Source organism: Loigolactobacillus backii (assembly GCF_001663675.1).
Classification (GTDB): domain Bacteria; phylum Bacillota; class Bacilli; order Lactobacillales; family Lactobacillaceae; genus Loigolactobacillus; species Loigolactobacillus backii.
Map to the genome: position 1 here is coordinate 854,091 of NZ_CP014873.1, position 20,614 is coordinate 874,704.

General features: G+C 41.6%; 14 protein-coding genes. 8 read left to right on the plus strand and 6 right to left on the minus strand.

What is annotated here, in order from left to right; translation table 11 throughout:
* Positions 1-64: 64 nt before the first annotated feature.
* Positions 65-1,414 (minus strand): TrkH family potassium uptake protein, encoded by a 1,350-nt coding sequence (locus AYR53_RS03610; RefSeq protein WP_068279342.1) that lies wholly within the window; start codon positions 1,412-1,414, stop codon positions 65-67.
* A gap of 547 nt (positions 1,415-1,961) precedes the next feature.
* On the opposite strand from AYR53_RS03610, the gene AYR53_RS03615 reads away from it, so the two are divergent.
* The 3 genes from AYR53_RS03615 (at position 1,962) to pbp4 (ending at position 8,583) form a co-directional block, all read left to right on the plus strand.
* Positions 1,962-5,528: a YhgE/Pip family protein gene (locus AYR53_RS03615; protein WP_068279340.1), complete on the plus strand. Its 3,567-nt coding sequence runs from the start codon at positions 1,962-1,964 to the stop codon at positions 5,526-5,528.
* 45 nt (positions 5,529-5,573) lie between these two features.
* On the plus strand, positions 5,574-6,032 hold the full coding sequence (locus AYR53_RS03620) for a MarR family winged helix-turn-helix transcriptional regulator (RefSeq protein WP_068279337.1): 459 nt from the start codon (positions 5,574-5,576) through the stop codon (positions 6,030-6,032).
* A gap of 574 nt (positions 6,033-6,606) precedes the next feature.
* Positions 6,607-8,583 (plus strand): penicillin-binding protein PBP4(5), encoded by a 1,977-nt coding sequence (pbp4, locus tag AYR53_RS03625; RefSeq protein WP_068279335.1) that lies wholly within the window; start codon positions 6,607-6,609, stop codon positions 8,581-8,583.
* Positions 8,584-8,862: 279 nt separating this feature from the next.
* Here pbp4 and AYR53_RS03630 read toward each other — a convergent pair whose 3' ends face one another.
* A complete protein-coding gene (locus AYR53_RS03630; RefSeq protein ID WP_068279332.1) occupies positions 8,863-9,306 on the minus strand; it encodes a nucleoside 2-deoxyribosyltransferase in 444 nt (147 codons plus the stop codon).
* Between the two features lie 413 nt (positions 9,307-9,719).
* On the opposite strand from AYR53_RS03630, the gene AYR53_RS03635 reads away from it, so the two are divergent.
* Entirely contained in the window at positions 9,720-11,195 is a 1,476-nt protein-coding gene (locus tag AYR53_RS03635; protein ID WP_068279329.1) for a UbiD family decarboxylase, read from the plus strand.
* 125 nt (positions 11,196-11,320) lie between these two features.
* Here AYR53_RS03635 and lpdD read toward each other — a convergent pair whose 3' ends face one another.
* Both lpdD and AYR53_RS03645 read right to left on the minus strand, forming a co-directional pair.
* On the minus strand, positions 11,321-11,731 hold the full coding sequence (lpdD, locus tag AYR53_RS03640) for a prenylated flavin chaperone LpdD (protein ID WP_068279326.1): 411 nt from the start codon (positions 11,729-11,731) through the stop codon (positions 11,321-11,323).
* Positions 11,732-11,770: 39 nt separating this feature from the next.
* Positions 11,771-12,334: a UbiX family flavin prenyltransferase gene (locus AYR53_RS03645; RefSeq protein ID WP_068279323.1), complete on the minus strand. Its 564-nt coding sequence runs from the start codon at positions 12,332-12,334 to the stop codon at positions 11,771-11,773.
* Positions 12,335-12,452: 118 nt separating this feature from the next.
* Here AYR53_RS03645 and AYR53_RS03650 point away from each other — a divergent pair, with 118 nt between their 5' ends.
* Positions 12,453-13,325: a LysR family transcriptional regulator gene (locus tag AYR53_RS03650; protein ID WP_068279320.1), complete on the plus strand. Its 873-nt coding sequence runs from the start codon at positions 12,453-12,455 to the stop codon at positions 13,323-13,325.
* Here AYR53_RS03650 and AYR53_RS03655 read toward each other — a convergent pair.
* Positions 13,317-14,228 carry a LysR family transcriptional regulator gene (locus AYR53_RS03655; protein ID WP_068279317.1) on the minus strand — a complete coding sequence of 304 codons (912 nt, stop codon included), beginning with the start codon at positions 14,226-14,228 and terminating at the stop codon, positions 13,317-13,319. The two genes, AYR53_RS03650 and AYR53_RS03655, sit on opposite strands and share 9 nt — an antisense overlap.
* A gap of 197 nt (positions 14,229-14,425) precedes the next feature.
* On the opposite strand from AYR53_RS03655, the gene AYR53_RS03660 reads away from it, so the two are divergent.
* Positions 14,426-16,831 (plus strand): NAD(P)H-dependent oxidoreductase, encoded by a 2,406-nt coding sequence (locus AYR53_RS03660; RefSeq protein WP_068279314.1) that lies wholly within the window; start codon positions 14,426-14,428, stop codon positions 16,829-16,831.
* 440 nt (positions 16,832-17,271) lie between these two features.
* Here the strand turns inward: AYR53_RS03660 and AYR53_RS03665 are convergent, their stop codons facing one another.
* A complete protein-coding gene (locus AYR53_RS03665) occupies positions 17,272-18,447 on the minus strand; it encodes an IS256 family transposase (protein WP_068223443.1) in 1,176 nt (391 codons plus the stop codon).
* Between the two features lie 142 nt (positions 18,448-18,589).
* Between AYR53_RS03665 and AYR53_RS03670 the strand changes: the two genes are divergently transcribed.
* Positions 18,590-19,036 carry a PTS fructose transporter subunit IIA gene (locus AYR53_RS03670; protein ID WP_068279311.1) on the plus strand — a complete coding sequence of 149 codons (447 nt, stop codon included), beginning with the start codon at positions 18,590-18,592 and terminating at the stop codon, positions 19,034-19,036.
* A gap of 18 nt (positions 19,037-19,054) precedes the next feature.
* On the plus strand, positions 19,055-20,599 hold the full coding sequence (locus tag AYR53_RS03675) for a PTS fructose-like transporter subunit IIBC (protein WP_082918544.1): 1,545 nt from the start codon (positions 19,055-19,057) through the stop codon (positions 20,597-20,599).
* Positions 20,600-20,614: the final 15 nt, after the last annotated feature.

Genomic DNA, 20,614 nt, shown 5'->3' on the forward strand with positions numbered 1-20,614 from the left:
TTAGGTAATTAATGGTCATTTTTATAGCAGTAGACCAATGATTATTACCACATCCTAAAAGGTTCTAACCGATAAGAATATTTTCGGTAGGGTAGCGGTAACCTTTTTTTGTGCGGTTCGTGTTTAGGGCAGTGAACATCACGGTGTAAATTCCAACACGGCCTAGAAACATTAACAACATGATAATCAGCTTGCCAATTACGCTTAGGTGAGGTGTTAAACCAAGTGACATGCCGGTGGTACTAAAGGCCGAAACCACCTCAAACGTGACGTACTCTAACCCGTAGCGTGCCGGTGTTGCTTCCGTTGCCGTTAAAATCATGATGGCAGTGACGACAAGCGCTATGCTGGCGAAAACTAGCATGAGTGCGCGCAGAATATTTTGGTCACTGAAACGTCGTTTGCTAAATTCGACATCGTGGTGGCCACGTAAAACTGCCCAACTCTGTAAAGTTAACAAACCAAACGTGGTTGTCTTGATTCCGCCGGCCGTTGAGCCAGAGGTCCCACCAATAAACATGAGAACGATCGTCAGGACAATTCCGGCAATTGAAAGTTGGTGGTAAGGCAGTGTTGTTAAGCCGGCCGTTCGTGGCGTTACCGCTAGAAAGAAGGTGTTAATCAAACGATTAAACGGGCTAACGTTAGGCGTCAATACGGCCAAATTATTTTCAGTCAAACTAAAAATAAGCGTGCCACCAACTAATAAAATGGCACTGGTGCTCAAAGCTAACTTAGTATGTAAGGACAGTCGTTTTCGTTTTCGGAGCAGAAGTAGATCCCGCCAGACTAGAAAACCCAGTCCACCAGCAATGATTAACGCACTAATCACTAAAAGTAAATAGGGATCATTTTGGTAGCTTTCTAAACTATTGCCAAATAAATCGAAACCGGCATTACAAAAAGCCATGATTGATTGAAAGACGCTGATAAATAATCCGCGGCCTAATCCATAGCGCGGGTAAAAATCGATAAATAATAGACCAGCACCAATGCTTTGGATAAGTGCGGATAGACCAATGACGTACTTCATAACACTACTAACATCTGAGAGATTTTCGAAGTTAAGTGATTCTTTGACCAGTAGCCGTGTTGTTAGATCGACATGGCGGCGGAACAGGATAAATGGCAGAACTGTAAATGACATGAAGCCCAGTCCACCAATTTCAACGAGCAGCATAATAATGCTTTGACCAAAGACCGACCAGTGCGCCGCTGTATTAACGGTGGTCAGTCCAGTGATACAAATGGCCGAAGTTGCAGTGAATAGTGCATCTATAAACGAAGTTGCGTGGCCATTGCGCGTGGCCATTGGTAATGATAGAAGCAAGCCACCTAGAATGATCAAAATAAAGAAACCAAAAGTTAATATTCTAGGCAGTGGTATCCGATGTTTGAAACCAGGCAGTTCCACTAGCTTACCCCCTTATTGTTAATGCCTTCATTATGCCATATTTGAGTGACAGTCACAAAAAGAGGCCAATAGGCAGTAAGTACATTTACTTTTTCAAGCTATGGTTGAAGACAAAAAAAACCTTCTAATTAGGGTTAGAAGGTTTGATTTAGAGGTAGCTATAGTTAGGGCTATAGCTGCTTATCATTAAATTAGGAGTTTTTAGGGTAGATTGATAAGGTAGGAAAGTACCTCATCTCTATGTAATTAGCATACTAATGGTTTTTGAAGAAAGCATGAAGACCTGGTAATCATTTTATGAAATAAATACTATTATTAGTATTTTTCAAGTACGCTTTAGTTCTGATTTTATAAAAATAAAATTGACAAGCGATCAATTTTGCGCGATAGTTTTATATTGTTAATGGCATATACGATATAGCCCATTAACAAGAATCAAAAGTGGCATTAAATTCTTCAGAAGGTCATATTTTTCGTGCTATCTGGTAATAAGATTTTGTACCAAGCACAGAATAGACCTTAAACTATTTAGGAGGTTGCTAGGGAGATGCAAACCATCAAGAATCATTCACGCCAGTTGCTACTCGTCGGGCTCATTATTATTATTCCGCTATTATTATTATTTATTGCGTTAAATTTTGTTGCCTACGAACAACGAACGAACACTAGCCGCATTAATGTGGCAGTTGTTAATCAAGACCAAAATGCCAAATTCCAGGGAAAGACGGTGGCATTGGGAACAGGTGTTGAAAAGGCATTACGGCATAATCATCAGGTCACGTGGCATTTTGTTTCCAAACAAACGGCCAACGAAAAATTAAAAGATGGTAGCTATTTGATGAAGTTAACGTTACCAACTAATTTTTCTAAAAACGCAACGACTGTTTTAAACAAGCGGCCAAAGGTCAGTCAAATTAAGGTTGATCTATCCGATCACAATAATTTTGCTTCACATTTGATTACTGATACGGTGGCCCAGAAGCTACGGTCACAAGTTGTTGCCAATGTGCAACGTGCTTACGATCAAGCAATGCTGGGTTCAATTAACCAGTTAGGACAGGGCGTTGAGCAGGCGCACAATGGGACCAAAAAATTAAAGAAGGGTACCAGTCAGCTTGTTAGTGGGAACAAACAGATCGCTAGTAATTTGGATATATTAGCGGATAAGATGGTCACCTTTAAGGATGGCGAAGCGAAATATACCGCTGGGGTTGATCAGCTAGCGGCCGGCGTTAAACAATTACAATCGGCTAGCAAACCCTTAGCAAGTGGTGTATTCCAATTGTATACAGGTAGTACACAATTAAGCGCTGGTTTGAACCAATTGCAAACCAAAACGCAACCCTTAGCAAGTGGTGTCTCACAGTTGGCCAGTGGTAGCAATCAATTAAATACTGGCGTTACTGCTTATACAAATGGCGCTAGTCAAATTGCGACTGCCAATCAACAATTGGCCAGTGGTAGCCAGCAACTAGCAACGGGCAATCAGCAAGTTGCAACTGGGCTTAATCAGCTGCAAACAAAAATTCAACCGCTAGCTAGTGCTGTTTTTCAATTATATGATGGCAGTCAGCAGGTAAATAGTGGCGTTACTGCTTATACAAACGGTGCTAGTCAGGTGGCAACGGGTAATCAGCAGCTAGCAACTGGTTTAACCCAATTACAATTGGCCAGCCAGCCCTTATCTAACGCAGTCTTTCAGTTAAATGATGGCGGTAGTAGCTTAAGCACAGGCGTTACGGCTTATACGTTGGCCGCTAACAAATTGAATTCAGGCCTAGGCCAACTAACGAGTTCCAGCGCGACTTTAAATAGTGGTGGTCAACAAATTAATGGTGGTGTTGGTCAGTTAGTCCAAGGCAGCAGCCAGTTACAACAATCATTAACCCAGGCCGCGCAGGAAATTGATAGTCAAGTTAGTACTAGCCAACCGGATATTCAAAAGTTAAACGCCGGTTTTGATCAACTGAGTAAAGGGATCGATCAGCTTAGTGCCGGTATCAGTGGGCCAGTAACTTCAATTGATAGTGGTAAAATAACGACCGATTTAAACGCGGTCAGTACAGCAGCGACAACTAGTGGTACTGCTGCAACGGCCGCTGGTAGTAATTTAAGTGACCTTAGTGCCAAAGTTTTTGCTAATAATCAAAGCTCGGCGAGTGGTCAATTGGCGACTGCTACAACCAGTTTGAATGATACCAAGGCCGCTGTAGCAAGTTTAGCCGCGGATGCTACACTCAAACAAAATCCTAATTTAGTTAAACAAGTGAGTGCCATTCAGGCTAAATTAGATACGAGCACTACTTCAGTCGCTGCTGCAGGCAGTCAGCTACAAAGTGCTGGTGGTGACGCAACAGCTTTACAAGCCAATTTAGGCAAAGTAGGGACGGCATTAGGTACTGTCAAACCTGCATTAGAAGATACCCAAACGCAATTACAACAATTAAACGCGTTACAGCCTAAGTTAACGGCTTTGAAGAACGGCATTAATCAATTGGCCGATCAACAAACTGGCGCGCCAGCAGTAATTAGTGGTGCTAAAACGGCCATTAATCAGCTTCAAGCAGGATTAGTTAAAGTTAGTTCTGGTTTAAAACAACAAGGTAATACGGCAACGACAATGGGTGCCATTCAAGCAACCGAACAATTACACACTGGCCTGCAACAGGTAGCCAGCGGATTAAACGGTGGCAATGGCCAAGTTGGGTTACTGCCAGGAATTCAGGCCTATACAAATGGTGTGGACACAGCTGCAGCAGGTAGCAAACAGTTGGTTGCTCAAAATGATAAATTAACTGGTGGTGCTACTGCATTAGCGGGTGGTTTAAATCAATTAAATGGGCAAGTTCCAAGTTTAACGGGCGGCATTACCCAATTGTCTGCAGGGGCCAATAAGGCCGCAACTGGCAGTCAGCAATTAGTCGCGCAAAACGGTAAATTAACTAGTGGAACGCAGCAGTTAGCTAACGGTTTAGGCCAATTAAACGGTCAAGTTCCAAGCCTAGCAAATGGCGTTAACCAACTAGCTACTGGGGCCAATCAAACTGTTACCGGCGCTAACCAATTAGCTAACGGTGCTAGTAAAGTAAACGCTGGTAGCCAGCAGTTAGTCGCCCAAAACGGGCAATTAATTAGTGGAACCCAGCAATTGGCCGGTGGTTTAGGTCAATTAAATGGGCAAGTACCAACTTTAATTAGTGGTGTTAATCAGTTGGCTGGTGGTTCTAACCAGTTAACAACGGGCTTGAATCAGTTAAATAGTCAAGTGCCAACACTAATTAGTGGAATTAATCAGTTAAATTCAGGTGGGCAACAATTAACAAGTAACAGTGGTACGTTAAATGATGGTACCAGTCAATTGGCTGATGGCGCACAACAATTGGCCACTGGCGATCATAAGGTTGATTCCGGCATTAGCAAAGTGGATGACGGAATGGGCACGCTCAATAAAAAATTGGCTGCCGGTAGCGCCCAAGTCGGTCATTTAAATACTGAACCGGCTAACGTTAATCATTTTGTCACGCCAGTTTCAAACAAGGTTCAGGCCGATAATTTGGCCAAACCATTAATGAATGTTTTGGCGCCATTAGTTGTATTGATGGTTTCATTTGTAGGTGCCATTTTAATCGAATTAGGTTTTAATCGTTATAGTTCACGTTGGCGCGCACAATCGCGGCGGCAAAAGGCATTGTTATTAGGTAGTGTATTAGGGCTATCAGCACTTTTGATGACCATCGTTATCATGTTAATGGGCATTACAGTTGCCCATCCAGTCAGCTTATTCGGCTTCTTATTGTTGGGTGGCGGAATATTCACACTGATTGTCTTTGCTTTTGATCGCTGGTGGGGAACGTTAGGAGTTCTCGCAACCTTAGCCTTGCTTTTCGTTCAATTAATTGTCTCAGGCGGTCTGTTGCCTAACGCGATGTTATCAACCGTTTACCGCGGAATAAGCCTGATTTTACCAGGTACGTACTTGTTAAATGGTTTGAATTACGCAATGAACGGATTAGCAACCAGTCCAATCGCAAGTCTCATAGCGCTACTTGTATTCGCGGTTATTTTCAGTTTACCTTTATTAAAGGCCAAAAGAATTTCCAAGCAAGCAGCATAGTATGCTATTATGGAGGTATAAAATCGCTAATAAGGGGTGTGTCAAATGGCAAAAGAAAATAATGATTTACTAGAGAAATACATTAATGTTTATTTGACTTCCTTTAAGTACGTTGGCGATCTGGTTTCTGAACCGACCAAACGTTATCATTTATCCTTTGAACAATTTTTGATCATGCGTGATATTGATAACGGCCAGCAGATGGGTATGTCAGAAATTGCGGCCAAGCGGGGTGTGACTCGCGCCGCAATTTCCCGGCAGATTCGCGTCATGCTAGAACAAAATTACATCGTTCAAGAACGCGATATAAATGATCGCCGTCGCCTATACCTTCTTTTAACAACTAAGGGCCAAGAAGTTACCGAAAGAATTAACCAGGCCATTCACAAACGGTTTTACGCCTGGGTTGATTTATTAGGTGAAGATGAGGCTAACGATTTATTACGGATTATGCAAGATGTTAGTAAGAAGATCATTAGCAGAGATAAAGCAACAAAAGAATAGTGATTTTGAATTTAGCTGAGCCAAAAGGTAATTAGATGTTGTAATTACCTTTTGACTCATTTTTGTTGCCAGCTAATGAAAAAGCTTACCATTCAGGAAAAATACTCATCTTTTATTACAAATAACGTGGACTAATCTCAAAATTTAAAAAAAACGGTGCGTTTTGTGTACGTGAAGGTAATTCGTTGTAGAATTCACTTGCTTAATTAGTGTAATCTAGAGAGTGTTTGAAAAAGCGGTTAGATTATGGCGTATAGCCTACTACTCCGCAATGCAGGAGGAATATCAGCAAAGAACGCTAATATTCTTTGATGCTACGAACGTTGTCCATTCTTGTGGCGAAAATTAGGGAGCACAGTTATAAAGTCCATAACTGTGTTTCCTCGACTAAGCCCGTCTCAGTCACCGCAAGAAACATGGCAGCCAGGCGAAAAGAGTCGCGCAGCAGATCGTTCGACCGGCGTAGCTATCCGTAATAATCTGCTTTTTCAAACACGTTTCCGTCAACTTAGTCAGGAAAATACTAACGAGCGTATTTTCCAAACACGATCTAGAGTCATTGGAGGTGGCATAAATGAAAAAATGGTTATGGGGTCTGCTTGCTGGGATATTACTTCTATTAGTGGGAGCCAGCGGAATTATGTGGTATCAACAAAGGCAGCAACAGCAGCAAGCTGAACGAACGGTACGTCAGTTTACCAGCTATTTTAGTAAACAAGATTTTGTCGGGATGGTGAATTACATCGATAAGCGGCAGTTAAAGGGGATGGATTACCATTATACGACGAAAAAAGTTGTTCAAAGGAGTGTCAACGTTTTTGGGCAAATTAGTGCCAAACAAATGAACGTTAAAAATATAAAATTAAAACGCCAAACTAAGCAGCGTTATCAATTTAGTTATGAATTACATTTAGTAACGGCGTTAGGACCGCTTACTGTTCGTAATTATCGTGGTGAAGTGGTTAAGCGGCAGGGAAAATGGCGGGTTATTTGGACACCTGCGCTACTTTTCCCGAAAATGTCTGGCACTGAAACAATTGATGTTGTTTGGGATCAAGGCCACCGCGGAAAAATTTTGGATCGGAAAGACCGGCCATTGGCGGAAGACGGCCAGTTAATGCAGGCAGGAATGGTTCCACAAAAAATAACTGAGCAAAATTTAACTAAGATTAGCCAAACGTTTGCCGTTTCTAAGAAAACGTTACAACAAAGTTTAAAACAATCTTGGGTTCAGCCGGATAGTTTTGTTCCCGTGAAGACGTTAGCCGATGGTGCTGCACAACCACAATTGGCGGGTATTACTTACCGAGCAGTTGCTGCGCGAAAATACCCCAGCAAAGAAGCCAGCGCTCAATTAGTGGGCTATGTTGGCCAAGTAACGGCGGAAGATTTAAAGAAACACCCAACTTTACAAAGCGGCGATCAAATTGGTAAGACGGGTTTAGAACGAACTTATAATCAAAAGTTAAGTGGCCATGATGGCGGTCGAATCGCTATTTATGATGGCGATCAGTTAATACGCGTCATTCAAAAAGAACGTAAAAAGAATGGGCATAATCTAAAGTTAACGATTGATCGAACGCAGCAAGAAAAAGCCTACCAGAGTTTAGCGGGGCAACCTGGTGCTGTGGTAACAATGGCTCCAAAAACGGGACAACTGACAACCTTGGTTAGTAGCCCAAGTTATGATCCAAATTTGTTTGCTAATGGTATAACGCAAAAAGATTATCAGAAGTACCTTGATAATTCCAATAATCCATTTCTGGCTCGTTATTTAACCCGCTATGCGCCTGGTTCGACCTTTAAGGCTGTAACTGCAGGAATTGCGCTTGATAACGGGACCATCACTACCAATACGACCCGGAAAATAAGTGGTTTAAAGTGGCAGCCAAATCATAGCTGGGGAAATTATCAAATTACACGGGTTACAAATACACCAGAGGAAAACATGGCCCAGGCCCTGATTAATTCGGATAATATTTGGTTCGCTCAAACCACTTTGGCAATGGGCCAATCCGCCTTTTATAAAGGCCTGAAACCATTTATTTTTGGTAAAAAGTTGGCCATACCACTAACAATGCCAACTGCACAGGTTGCCAATCAACAACATTTGTCGGCCCAATTATTGGCCGATTCCGGCTACGGTCAAGGCCAGTTACTGATGACACCAATTCAGCAGGCGGTAACCTATAGTGTTTTCGCCAACCAAGGACGTATTCAATTACCAACTTTGCTGAGCAAACAGTCGGCGAAAAAAGGGCAACAAGTAATTAAACCGCAAAATACTGCGGCGGTAGTTCAAGCATTAGAACAAGTGGTCAGTGATCCGGCTGGCACGGCGCATGATTTACAAATTGATGGTCACCAAATGGCGGCAAAAACCGGAACGGCCGAATTAAAGCAGCAACAGGATATTCAAGGTAAACAAAATGGTTTTGTCTTTGCCTTTGATCCTGAGCAGGGCCGTTACTTAACGGTGGCAATGATGGAAGGCAAAGGCAGTGAGCCAGTTGTTCAAATGATTAAACCCTATTTAGAAGATTTCTATTAATGAATGTTGCGAAAAACGATCTGTTTTTTATAGCCGTTTAAATACTTAGCCGGCCAAGTAAATCTTTAAAGTTTTCTGGCTAATTAGGTTGTTAGCAGTTTAATGTTTTAAATCAAAAATGAGGCTGTGAAGTGAACCCCAAATATTGGACGAAACTTTAAGCAACTTTCTGGGTGGTAAGAACACGGTATTTAACCGGACGCTTACCACCCAGTTTTGTTTTGGTTCACGTGAAACGGTCTATTGGTACCTCGTTAAGTCAACGATTAAGCGTTAATCCTAAAAAACGTCACCTTGGTAAGCAATTTTCGGTAGGTTAGTAAAATTCAAGGTTGCAAGTTGTTTAGCTTCAGTAACGTAAGTTGTTAGACCTTGGCTAATCATTAGGTTCAGTGGCTCAGGGCCTTCGTGATAGAGGACTACTGGAATTTTTTTAGCAGTGGCGTAACCAATTTCGAACATTGTGCCGGGATCAGTGTAGCCAGGTATATAATCATAAATGGCAACAACAACATCAGCGGTTGTTAAGCCAGCCATGTCCTCTTGGTAGACTAAGGCTTGCCATTTTTTTGTGCCTTCTTCAAGTCCGGCGTGATTGGTATCCATCATGGGCGAAAAATAATTTTCGACAGTTGGATTCTGTTGTAATTTGACGGCAACTTTTTTTAAGCGTTTGATTTGTTCAGTTGAAAAAAAGGGGCCTGCTAAGTAAATTTGGGTCATAGCCGTTCACCTCACTGTTAGATTAGTTTTTATTATAACGATTTTTTATTAAGTTGCCTAGAAGCGCGTTTGGAAACACGCCGTTCTTCTTAGACCATTCCGAAATTATAGCACGTAGCAGAAAAAAACGCGGCGTAAGGCATTCAGTTTTTAAGTAGGGCTTCTTTGGTGGACTTTAATCGGCAGTATTTATTCTAAATTAGTGGAGCAACTAATATTATTATTCTAATTTGGAATGGATTGCTAATAAATTTGAATTGATGCCAGTAAATTTTAGCTATACTATAAGTTTGCTGGAAGTATTTTGTTTTGAATAGCGATCTAAAAATATTAAATGAGAGCAGTTTAGAACGCGTTTTTGAGATAATTAATTTTTCATTCACGCAGAAATCAAATATTAAGGAGGAAATAAATTGAGCAAACAACCTTATGATTTACGTAGTGTTTTGGCTGAATTAAAAGAAGAACCAACCCAGTACCACGAAACTGATGAAGCAGTTGATCCCAATGCTGAATTAGCCGGTGTTTATCGCTATATTGGTGCCGGGGGAACGGTCCAGCGGCCAACACAGGAAGGGCCCGCCATGATGTTTAATAACGTGATCGGTTTTCCCGAAACTCGGGTGCTAATTGGTCTATTGGCCAGCCGTAAACGGGTTGGACAACTATTTCACCATGATTACCACACGTTGGGTCAACTGTTAAACCAGGCAGTGGAACACCCCGTTGCACCGGTAACCGTTAGTGAGGAGCAAGCACCTGCCCATGAAGTAGTTCACCGCGTGAGTGATCCTGATTTTGATATTCGAAAATTAATTGCGGCACCAACTAACACTGAATACGATGCCGGACCTTACATCACGATGGGGTTAGTCGCCGGGTCCAATCCTGAAAAAACGATGAGCGATGTAACCATTCACCGGATGGTTTTGGAAGATAAGGATACAATCGGTATTTACATTATGCCAGGTGGCCGGCACATTGGCGCCTTCTTGAAAGATTATCAAAAGATTGATAAGCCGATGCCAGTCACAATTAACATCGGTCTCGATCCGGCAATCACGGTGGGAGCAACTTTTGAGCCACCGACGACACCACTTGGCTACAATGAATTAGGTGTTGCTGGCGCGCTGCGTCAAGAGCCTGTTCAATTAGTAGCCGGTCTAACCGTTAATGAAAAGGCGTTGGCCCGTGCTGAATTTACGATTGAGGGGGAAATTTTGCCGCAAACGACAATTCAGGAAGATATTAATACTAATACAGGCAAAGCAATGCCTGAATTTCCAGGCTATGATGGTGATGCAAATCCTGCGGTTAACGTTATTAAAGTAAAGGCCGTTACGCACCGGAAGAACCGGCCAATTATGCAGACGGTAATTGGTCCTAGTGAAGAACACGTTAGTTTGGCTGGGATTCCGACTGAGGCCAGTATTTTGTCGTTGGTTAATCGCGCTTTACCCGGCAAAGTTTTGAACGTCTACAATCCTCCTGCTGGTGGCGGTAAGTTAATGACCATTATGCAAATTCATAAAGAGGACGAGGCTGACGAAGGAATTCAGCGGCAGGCCGCACTATTGGCTTTTGCCTCGTTTAAAGAACTGAAGACGGTCATCTTAGTTGATGAGGATGTTGATATTTTTGATATGAATGATGTGATGTGGACGATTAATACACGTTTTCAAGCCGATGAAGACATTGTTGTACTACCAGGAATGCGTAATCACCCGTTAGATCCCTCAGAACGGCCAGAATATGATCCTAAATCAATTCGTACTCGCGGGATGTCTTCCAAATTGATATTGGATGGTACAGTACCAGTTGATATGAAAAAACAATTTACCCGGGCACAGTTTAAAAAAGTGTCGGATTGGCGGAAATATTTGAAATAATGGTATTAATGAAATGAAAGACGACCAAAAAGTAAACTAACTTTTTGGTCGTCTTTTATTTTTGTAGTAATTAAATTAGTAAAAAAGAGATGGCGGTAAGTGAATTCATTAGCTCAGTGACCCGTTTACTTAGTTGGTTTAGACAGTTTGGCGTAGGAAATGGCTACTTGTTTGGCTGGGTGTAAATTAAGCCAGTTCAGGGCCTGATTAGCAAGCGTATCAACCATGGTAAAAGAGGCATCGATCTGTGCCTGGGTAATCTGATTGACGTGTACGCCACCAATAATTGTACAAGTCCCAGTCAATTGAGATTGCAACTTATTGGCCAACCGTTCCGTTAGTACGTTTTCTTTGTGTAATCGACCGGCGTGGCTTGGAAAGCGGACAGTAGCTGGCGTTGTCGTCTTCGTTAGTGTAGTTACAACACCGAAATGAGGAACGTCGCCGCCAGTTAAAATTAATAGTAAATCCTGGTTCTCACGTTTTAAGTCAAGTCGCATTTCATAGGCTGCTTGTTTAACCGTAAACTTAGGCATTAATAGACCTCCTTAATGTATCTATATTAGCGGTAGGTTCTAATCACCTTGCCACCGGGGACTGATGTCAGTTGAAATGCCAACTGCGTCTAATAATTTCATCGTTGTGTGGTTGACGATATCATTAATTGTCTTTGGTTGATTGTAAAAGGCGGGAATTGGTGGGATGATTTGAGCACCTAAACGAGATAATTTTAGTAAATTTTCTAAGTGGATCGTGCTAAGGGGTGTTTCACGTGGAACAATAATTAATTTACGCCGTTCCTTCAGTGCAACGTCAGCCGCCCGACCAATTAAATTATCCGCAAAGCCACAAGCTATACCGGCAACGGTTTTCATGCTAGCCGGGACAACAATCATACCGTCATTTAGAAAAGAACCTGATGCAATCTTTGCACCTTGATCACGTTCGGAATAATTGAAGTCGGCTAAGGATTTAACATCCGTTAGGGTTAAAGTTGTTTCTAACGCTAAATTTTTCTGGGCCCAGGCGCTTAAAACTAAGTGAGTTTCAACATCAGAACGTGCCTGTAGCGCTTGAAGCAGCGCAATTGCGTAGATAGTCCCTGAAGCACCGGTAACGCCGACAATAATCTTTTTCATAGGTTTAGCCTGCCTTTCAAGACAATTCATTTAATTCATTGTAAAGTTTGCTAGGCAGGCGAACAAGTCGACTTTCAAAGCGACTTATTCTATGATGGCATAATAGGAAGGTGACGTAATGAATTTCGATCAGTTAAAGGCATTCGAACAAGTTGTTAAAAGTAAAAGCTTCTCTGCGGCCGCGGTAAGCCTGAATATTTCACAGTCGGCCCTTTCAAAGCAGATCAAGCGCTTAGAGGCCGAATTAGATATTCAGTTAATTGATCGGCATAATCGGCGCCGCGTCATCATTACTGATGCTGGTGAAAGTCTCGCTCGTTATGTTGCAACTATTTTAACGCAACAGCAGCTTTTGTTGAATGAAGTTGGTGGTTACCAAACTTTGCAGCGGGGCAAAATTCGAATTGCAGCCGTTCCGGTTATGGCACAATACGGTTTAACGGCACGGCTGGCCGCTTTTTTACGAAAATATCCCCAAATTGATGTTGATTTAGAAGAAGCTGAAAATGACCAAGTATTGCAGCAATTAACTGCTGGTGAACGTGACTTAGCAATAGTGCGCGATACGCAATTACCCGCTAATTTCAAACGTGTAGATGTACTTGCCAAAGATGAGTTAGTTGCCGTTATTCCTAAAAGGAGTCTCTGGGCCGACAATAAGCGGTTAGCGATTAATCAATTGCGAACGGCCAGTTTCGTTACTTTACCGGCAGATTCAGGTGTTCAACAGCCAATTTTAGATTTATGTCAGGCGGCCGGATTTACGCCCAACATTCATTTTGTTAGTTCCCACATTGAAACCGTTATTGCTATGGTTCGGGATGCCCAGCAGGTCGCAATTTTATTTCGGCGGGCCGCACAGCCATTTTTGGATGATCAAGTTCAATTGGTACCATTAAAGCAGACACTTCACAGTCAGTTATTATTGGTTCTACCAGAGGGACACGTAAAGGCACCGGTGAAACAGTTGCGGCGAATGTTGCTAAAATAATTTTGTTTGCTGGATTTGCCGGACGATCTCGCGAATAACAGTGGCGGTCGCATTAGATTTTCGGTAGGAAATACCAAAATTTAAAGAAAGTAGATCAGCGGGAATTTCCAGTAAATTAATCCCATCTGCGTTCGTTAAATGTAATTGTTCAATAATCTGTCCGGTTGTAATTGTGCAGCCTAGGCCACTAGCAGCTAGTGCCGTCGTAATTTGCGAATTTGGTGCCTCAATTCTATTTTCGATAGTGACGCCGCTATCGCGCAAGAAATGATCAACCATTTCTTGAAATCGTGACTCTCCGCCTAAGCTGATAAAAGGTTCGCTGTTTAGTTTTTGGATATCGGCAGCAGTAATTTCCCGATAGTATTGATTAGAGTGGTATAACTTTGATGTGCTTGGCACTAGTAAAAGTAGCTTAACGTTACCTAATTCATGACAAATGATTCGTTTATCAAAGATGGTTTTGCCAATAAAAATATCAATCTTACCGGAAGGAAGTTGCTGTTCGGCTAGGCTAGTTGTTAATTCAACAATATTAATGTGCAGTTGGGGGTATTGTGCAGAAATGGCCGGCAAAAACTTAGGTAGCCAGCGATCAGATAGAGGCTGGTTCAGCGCTAAGGTGACCGATCCAAATTTGTGCTGGGCCAAATGACTGAGTTCTTCCGTCATTTCCTGCTGCATTTGATCTTGTTTTTGTAAATAGGTTAGCATCCGTTCGCCAGCGTAGGTGAGTGTGATTGGTTTTGCATCGCGATTAACTAATTTAAGGTTAAAGTGCTTCTCAGTTTGGGCCAGTAGCCGACTAATATACGGTTGGGTCACGAAGCAAGCTTGTGCAACTTTTGTTATTGTTGGATATTTTTTCACACCAATGAGGATTGAGTGCAATTGGTTGTTCATTAAATCGCCTCTAAATGTAAATAGTTATAAATAAATTGATTATAACAGTATTTATACTATTACTAAATAGTTATAAAATTAATCTTGAAAAGTAATTTTACTTTTCAAGCAACCGATTACATAATGAAGATGTTCTATTTTAGGCTTCTTTTTAGACAATATTGTTAAAAAATATACAAATTAAGTGGTGATTGTTAATGAAATTAGTTGGCATTGTAGGGACTAACGCTGATTTTTCCTATAATCGATTTTTACTGCAATTTATGAAACGACATTTTGCATCCAGAGCAACGATTGATCTTTTAGAAATTCAGGATATTCCGTTGTTTAACGAAAATAATAGTGATTGCATACCAGCGGTTGTGACTGAATTTTCGCAAAAAGTTGCTCAGGCCGATGGCGTAATTATTGCAACTCCGGAATATGATCATGCAATTCCGGCCGCGTTAAAGAGTTTAATTGAATGGCTTTCTTGTGCCGATCATCCATTTGCGCATAAGCCGGTTATGATTGTGGGTGCCTCTTATGGTCCCCAAGGAACTTCCCGGGCCCAAATGAATTTACGGCAGATTTTGGATTCACCAGGTGTCGATGCGTCAGTTTTGCCGGGAAATGAATTTTTATTGAATTACTGTAAGGATGCTTTTGACGAACGGCATAATTTAAAGGCCGCCCAGACGATTTCATTTTTAGAGCAATGTTTTGCTAATTATATCGATTACGTAAAGAAATTGAATCCAACTGTTAAGGAAGGAGTAGATAATATGGCTTATACTGATCAAATTAATTGGAGTGCGACCTATGATACACTTGTTCTTGGTTTTGGTGGTGCCGGTGCAACGGCAGCCCGGTTTGCTGCAGATAATGACGCAAAAGTTTTATTAGTTGATGCGGCCCCTGCAGGTAAGGAGGGTGGTAATACACGTTATTCGGCTCAATTAATTGGAACGGGTGATAATTTTGAGGATGCAAAAGCGTACTATAAGATTTTAACGGCGCCAATGGCTCTTCCAGAAGATATGATTGATGTTTACGTTGATGGAATGGTCCATATGCGTGATTACGTCAAAAAATATTTAAATGTTGAACCATTTAGTTTTAAAAATGAGTTTGATTTGAGCCAAACTAATATTCCGATTAAAGACGCAATTTTTGAATATCCAGAGTACAAGGGTGTCGAAGCGTATGATTTCACAACTGTGCACGCAGGCATGTTTGATGCGGCCTTGTGGAAAATTTTACGGCAAAAAGTTCTGGATCGGACGGATAAGATCGATGTTTGGTTGAACTCACGGGCGACGCATTTAATTCAAGATCCAGAAACAAAGGTTATTTTAGGTGCGACAATTAAACGAGCAGGCAAACTTTATAATATTCGTGCTAAAAATGGTGTTGTACTGACTGTGGGTGGTTTTGAAAATAATAAGCAGCAAATTCAGAATTACTTAGGTGCAGAACATTTGGCACCACTAGGCTCACTTTATAATCGCGGCGATGGCCTGAATATGGCCGCAGAAGTTGGCGCCAAAATGTGGCATATGAATAATTATGAAGCTCTAGGAATGTTGCACGGAATGGCCTTTGATGTTCCAGAAGGCCAACGAGCACGCTTAATTATCGATCAATGGCCGGATCTTTATACAGGAAGCATCATAACCGTTGCCGATGATGGCAGTCGTTACTTTAAAGAGGATGAAACAAATCGCCACGGCCACATTTACGATCATGGTACTTGGCGTATTCCACGAACAAACGTCCACCCCTATTTAATTTTTGATCAGTCCCAATTAGACCAATTTAAGCAGAATAAAAAGATTCCGTACGCTGCCTTCTTGGAAAACTTAGTTAAAGCGGATTCCTTAAATGAATTGGCGAACAAGATCGAGGCTAATCCAGAAAAATTACAACAAACCGTAACTGATTTTAATGAATTTGCTAAAAACGGTCGTGATTACGCTTATAATCGTGATCCTAAAACACTACGGGCATTTGACGCAGGTCCATTTTATGCCGCTGCATTAACGCATGATGTTTTGAATACGCAAGGTGGACCACAGCGAAACGTTGATGCAGAAATTTTGGATATCAATAACCAGCCAATCCCACATCTCTATGGTGCTGGTGAGTTGGGCGGTATTAATGCTAATCAATATCAAGGCGGCGGAAATTTGGCCGAGTGTTTAATCTTTGGTAAAATTGCTGGTGAAAATGCCGCAAAACCAAAAGAAGATACTGAAGTTGTGGCCGATCCAGTTGCGGGTGCTGCCGCAATTGTTGGTCAAAATGATCTGGCTCAAAAGACTGATCTTACTGACATTAAGATTGAACCTAATCAATACTTAGGTGTAAGTGATGCTGGTATTGGCGGGCAGGTTGTTGCGCGCGTCACTTACGCGAATGATAAAATCAAAAAAGTTGAAATTGTTCAACAAAGTGAAAGTGCTGATGTCGGCCAGGCAGCTGTTGAAAAATTACCTACTGAGATGGTTGCTAAGAACACCTATGACGTTGATGCCATTTCAGGTGCCTCAGCCTCTAGCAGAGCAATTAAAAGTGCTGTTAAAAATGCCGTTGCTAAGGCACAGAATTCAGTTACTAACTAAAGCCGTTTTAAGGCAGCCTTAGTTTGGGCGTATGTTCTAGAAAAACGATTGGAAATAGCAATAGGCCAGGACTTTTGTCCCGGCCTATTTTTGCTGGGAATTATTAGAGGCCCATTCAGATTCTATTTTACAGAGGAGCTTTAGAGCATTTTTTAGTAGTGGGTAATTATAATGTAAAAGTTATTATAATGGACAGAAATAAATAAAAAATTGGGCCAAATTACAGTGCTGGACTGCCTTTTGATCACCTTGTCACTTTGTTAGTGACAAATAGCATATTAATAAAGTAAGCGCTGACAGATATAATAAAATTATGCTAAATAAAGGATAGCTACTTCAAGGACAGATTATGCTTATCATTAAGCAGGGCGTTCTTGTCGAGAGTGTCAATAATTTTGTGTAAATGAGTAACTCTTATTCGCACGATTAAATAACCAATTTCAAAACATTGATTCTAATGTATCTTGGCATTGTTTGAAACCACGATGAGACTTACCAAAGTTCTTATCGTTGTAGGCCAACATCTGTGTGACTAGGAAACGATCCAACGCAGCTTCATTTGGAAATTGTTCTTTCACTTTGGTTTTTCGCTTAATTGATTTGTTGAAAGATTCAATAAGATTGGTTGAGTAGATCGAGGCTCTAATACTTGTCGGGAAATCAAAGAAAGTAAGCAGATTTTTGGTCTCCGCTAAGTGCTTCGTCATTCTAGAATAGCTAGGTGCCCAGTGTGTAATAAAGGTGGCCAGAATCGCTTGTGCCTCAGATTTGGTCGTTGCTTGATGGATCTGCTTGAATTCAGACATAACGGCCTGTCGGTCACTAACACGTACTTTTTTGAAAATATTACGACTCATATGAACGAGGCAACGCTGAAACTTTGCCTGTGGGTAGCTTCTTTCAAGTGCTGATTCAAGGCCCACCATTCCGTCAGCGATGACTAGTTGGACGTTGCTGATACCTCTTTTTACAAGTCCACCTAATAATTCTGACCAAACTTCACCATTCTCAGTTGGAGCGATTTGGTAATCAAGGATCTGTTTCTCACCGCTTGCTGTAATGCCAATCGCGATATGGACCGCCTCACGTTCAACCGTCTTTCGTCTGAGCGGAAGATAAGTCGCATCGATGAAGAGACAAACGAAGCTTGACTCAGTAAAATGACGCTTATGAAAAGCCGCAACTTGCCCTTCGACGACCTGGGTCATGTTTGAGATTGTGGTTGCGCAGTAGTGCGATCCATACATTTTCTCAATGAGATCGGCAATTTCACGTGTTGTGATCCCTTTTTCGTAGAGCTTGAGAACCATTTCTTCTAGGGCATCAACCCGGCGCGTATAGGATGGAATAAGTGCTGCTTTGAATTCACCATTACGGTCACGGGGCACACAAATATTTAGTTTTCCATACTCGGAAGCTATTTGGCGAAAGTACTGTCCGTTTCTGGAATTACCGCTGTTGAAGCCACTGCGATCATATGGATCGTAGCCTAAAATTGCGGTCAGTTCAGCTTGAAGCAGGCTGTTGACTGTTTTCTCCAATTGAGTACGAAAAACCTCCTTTAAATTTCCTTGAGCTAGTAGTGTTTGGGCGATTTCTTTGTTAAACTGATCCATGGGGAAGGCCTCCGTTGATTATGTTTGGCGATTTAATCATACGGGGAAGGTCTTCCCTTTTCAATTACTATTTACACAAAATATTGTACACTCCCTTCTTGTCAAATAAAAATTGTAATAAGCAAATGAAGGGGGAAATTCTATGAGTTTATTTTCAAAAGATAATATGATTATGGATTTAAAAGCCACGACACAAAAAGAGGTTATGCAGGAATTTGCTGAACTTGCGCAAAAGAACGGTCACGCTAAGGATGCCGACAATTTGTACAAGGACTTATTGGCCAGAGAAGAAGAATCAACAACAGGTTTTGGTAACGGTGTTGCGATTCCACATACAAAATCCAAAGAAATTTTGGAGGCCGGCGTTTTCTTTGCACGTAGTTCTAACCTAATCGAATGGCAATCATTGGATGATAAACCCGTTAATACCTGGATTTCCCTGATGATTCCAGTAGATCAGGCAGATGTTCATTTGAAATTATTAGCAAAATTAAGTCGTCAATTAATGCACCAAGATTTTATTGCTATTCTAAAAAATGGTACTCAAGAAGAAGTGTTTGAAGCAATTCAAAATATTCTAATTTCCTAAAGTGAAGGAGGTCATCATATGACAAAATTAAAAATTGTTGCTGTGACAAACTGTCCTGCTGGTATCGCTCATACTTACATGGTAGCCGAAGCGTTGGAACAAAAAGCCAAATCGCTAGGTTACGAAATTCACGTTGAAACACAAGGCGCTAGTGGGGTTGAAGATAAATTAACGTCAGCGGATATTGCGAAGGCCGATTACGTTATTCTGGCGTTAGGAAAAGGAATGACGGATGAAGATAAGGCACGTTTTGACAACAAAAAAGTTGTTGAGCTACCAGTATCTGAGGCCTTAAAACATATTGAAACTATTTTTGATAACATCGATGAAAAGGCTAAACTATTTAATGCCTCTAAGGTTAAACTTGGCGACAGTGCAGTTGCCCAAGATGGCATCATGAGCCATTTGATGGCCGGGGTTTCTGCGGCTTTACCATTCGTTATCGGTGGTGGACTGCTTGTTGCTATTGGTAGCATGATGGTTCAATTCGGGATGCCCGACACAGCGTTGGCAAATGGGGTGCAGCCATCCTTAGCCTGGGTGGTTCAACAAATTGGTAATTTAGGCTTCACCTTCATGATTCCAATCATGGGGGCCTACATTGCAATGTCGATTGGTGATAAACCAGCCTTTGCGCCGGCCTTTATTGCAACGTATTTGGCCAATGATAGTACATTGTTGGGAACTGAATCAGGTGCCGGATTCTTAGGAGCGATTGTTCTTGGACTTAGCATTGGTTATTTTGTAAAATACTTCAAGAAAATAAAATTACCTAAGAGCATTGCGTCGTTGATGGGTTATCTAATTATCCCGTTTGTTACGCTCACAATATTTGGACTATTAACTTATTACTTAATCGGACCTTTCATGGCCTTTATCATGAAAAACATGCTCTTGTTCCTTAATAATATGCCGCCTTCAGCTAAAATTGCTGGTGGGTTCCTTGTAGGTTGTATGCTGGCCTTTGATATGGGTGGCCCAGTTAATAAAACGGCTTGGTTCTTCGGTTTCTCGCTGTTAAGTTCACACGTTTACACTTGGTACGGCATTGTGGGTGTTGTTACGTTATTACCACCTATGGCCGCAGCAATTGCAAGCTGGATCAGACCTTCAATGTTCAGTAAGGCAGAAAAAGATTCAAGTGTTTCAGCCTTTATCGTTGGAATGACCGTTGCCACTGAGCCTGCTATTCCGTTTGCCTTAGCAGCGCCGTTGCCAATGATTGCGGCTAATACGTTGGCTGGTGGGATTACGGGGTCATTATCGATGGCGTTTGGGCTGGAACGACTTGCTCCTGGGATCGGTATCTTTGATCCATTAATTGGCTTGATGAAACCCTGGTATTGGTTCTACCTAGTTCTTGCAATTGGTCTGTTCCTGAATGTAACTTTCATCCTTGTCTTTAAAGGCGCATGGCTGAAGCATAAGGCGAAAAAGCAGTTGGAAAAATTACAGGCGGCTGGTAATGATGAATCAGCTAGCACAGAAATTAACGCTAAAGTTGGTGTAGAGGCCAGTACAGAAACTGATACAAGTGCAAGTGTTAAACATACAATTAATTAGCGTTTAATTACAGGT

Bases quoted from the DNA above. Each gene is read 5' to 3' on its own strand.
- AYR53_RS03615 (WP_068279340.1), top strand. From the start codon at position 1,962: ATGCAAACCATCAAGAATCATTCACGCCAGTTGCTACTCGTCGGGCTC.
- AYR53_RS03620 (WP_068279337.1), top strand. From the start codon at position 5,574: ATGGCAAAAGAAAATAATGATTTACTAGAGAAATACATTAATGTTTAT.
- pbp4 (WP_068279335.1), top strand. From the start codon at position 6,607: ATGAAAAAATGGTTATGGGGTCTGCTTGCTGGGATATTACTTCTATTA.
- AYR53_RS03630 (WP_068279332.1), bottom strand. From the start codon at position 9,306: ATGACCCAAATTTACTTAGCAGGCCCCTTTTTTTCAACTGAACAAATC.
- lpdD (WP_068279326.1), bottom strand. From the start codon at position 11,731: ATGCCTAAGTTTACGGTTAAACAAGCAGCCTATGAAATGCGACTTGAC.
- AYR53_RS03645 (WP_068279323.1), bottom strand. From the start codon at position 12,334: ATGAAAAAGATTATTGTCGGCGTTACCGGTGCTTCAGGGACTATCTAC.
- AYR53_RS03650 (WP_068279320.1), top strand. From the start codon at position 12,453: ATGAATTTCGATCAGTTAAAGGCATTCGAACAAGTTGTTAAAAGTAAA.
- AYR53_RS03655 (WP_068279317.1), bottom strand. From the start codon at position 14,228: ATGAACAACCAATTGCACTCAATCCTCATTGGTGTGAAAAAATATCCA.
- AYR53_RS03660 (WP_068279314.1), top strand. From the start codon at position 14,426: ATGAAATTAGTTGGCATTGTAGGGACTAACGCTGATTTTTCCTATAAT.
- AYR53_RS03665 (WP_068223443.1), bottom strand. From the start codon at position 18,447: ATGGATCAGTTTAACAAAGAAATCGCCCAAACACTACTAGCTCAAGGA.
- AYR53_RS03670 (WP_068279311.1), top strand. From the start codon at position 18,590: ATGAGTTTATTTTCAAAAGATAATATGATTATGGATTTAAAAGCCACG.
- AYR53_RS03675 (WP_082918544.1), top strand. From the start codon at position 19,055: ATGACAAAATTAAAAATTGTTGCTGTGACAAACTGTCCTGCTGGTATC.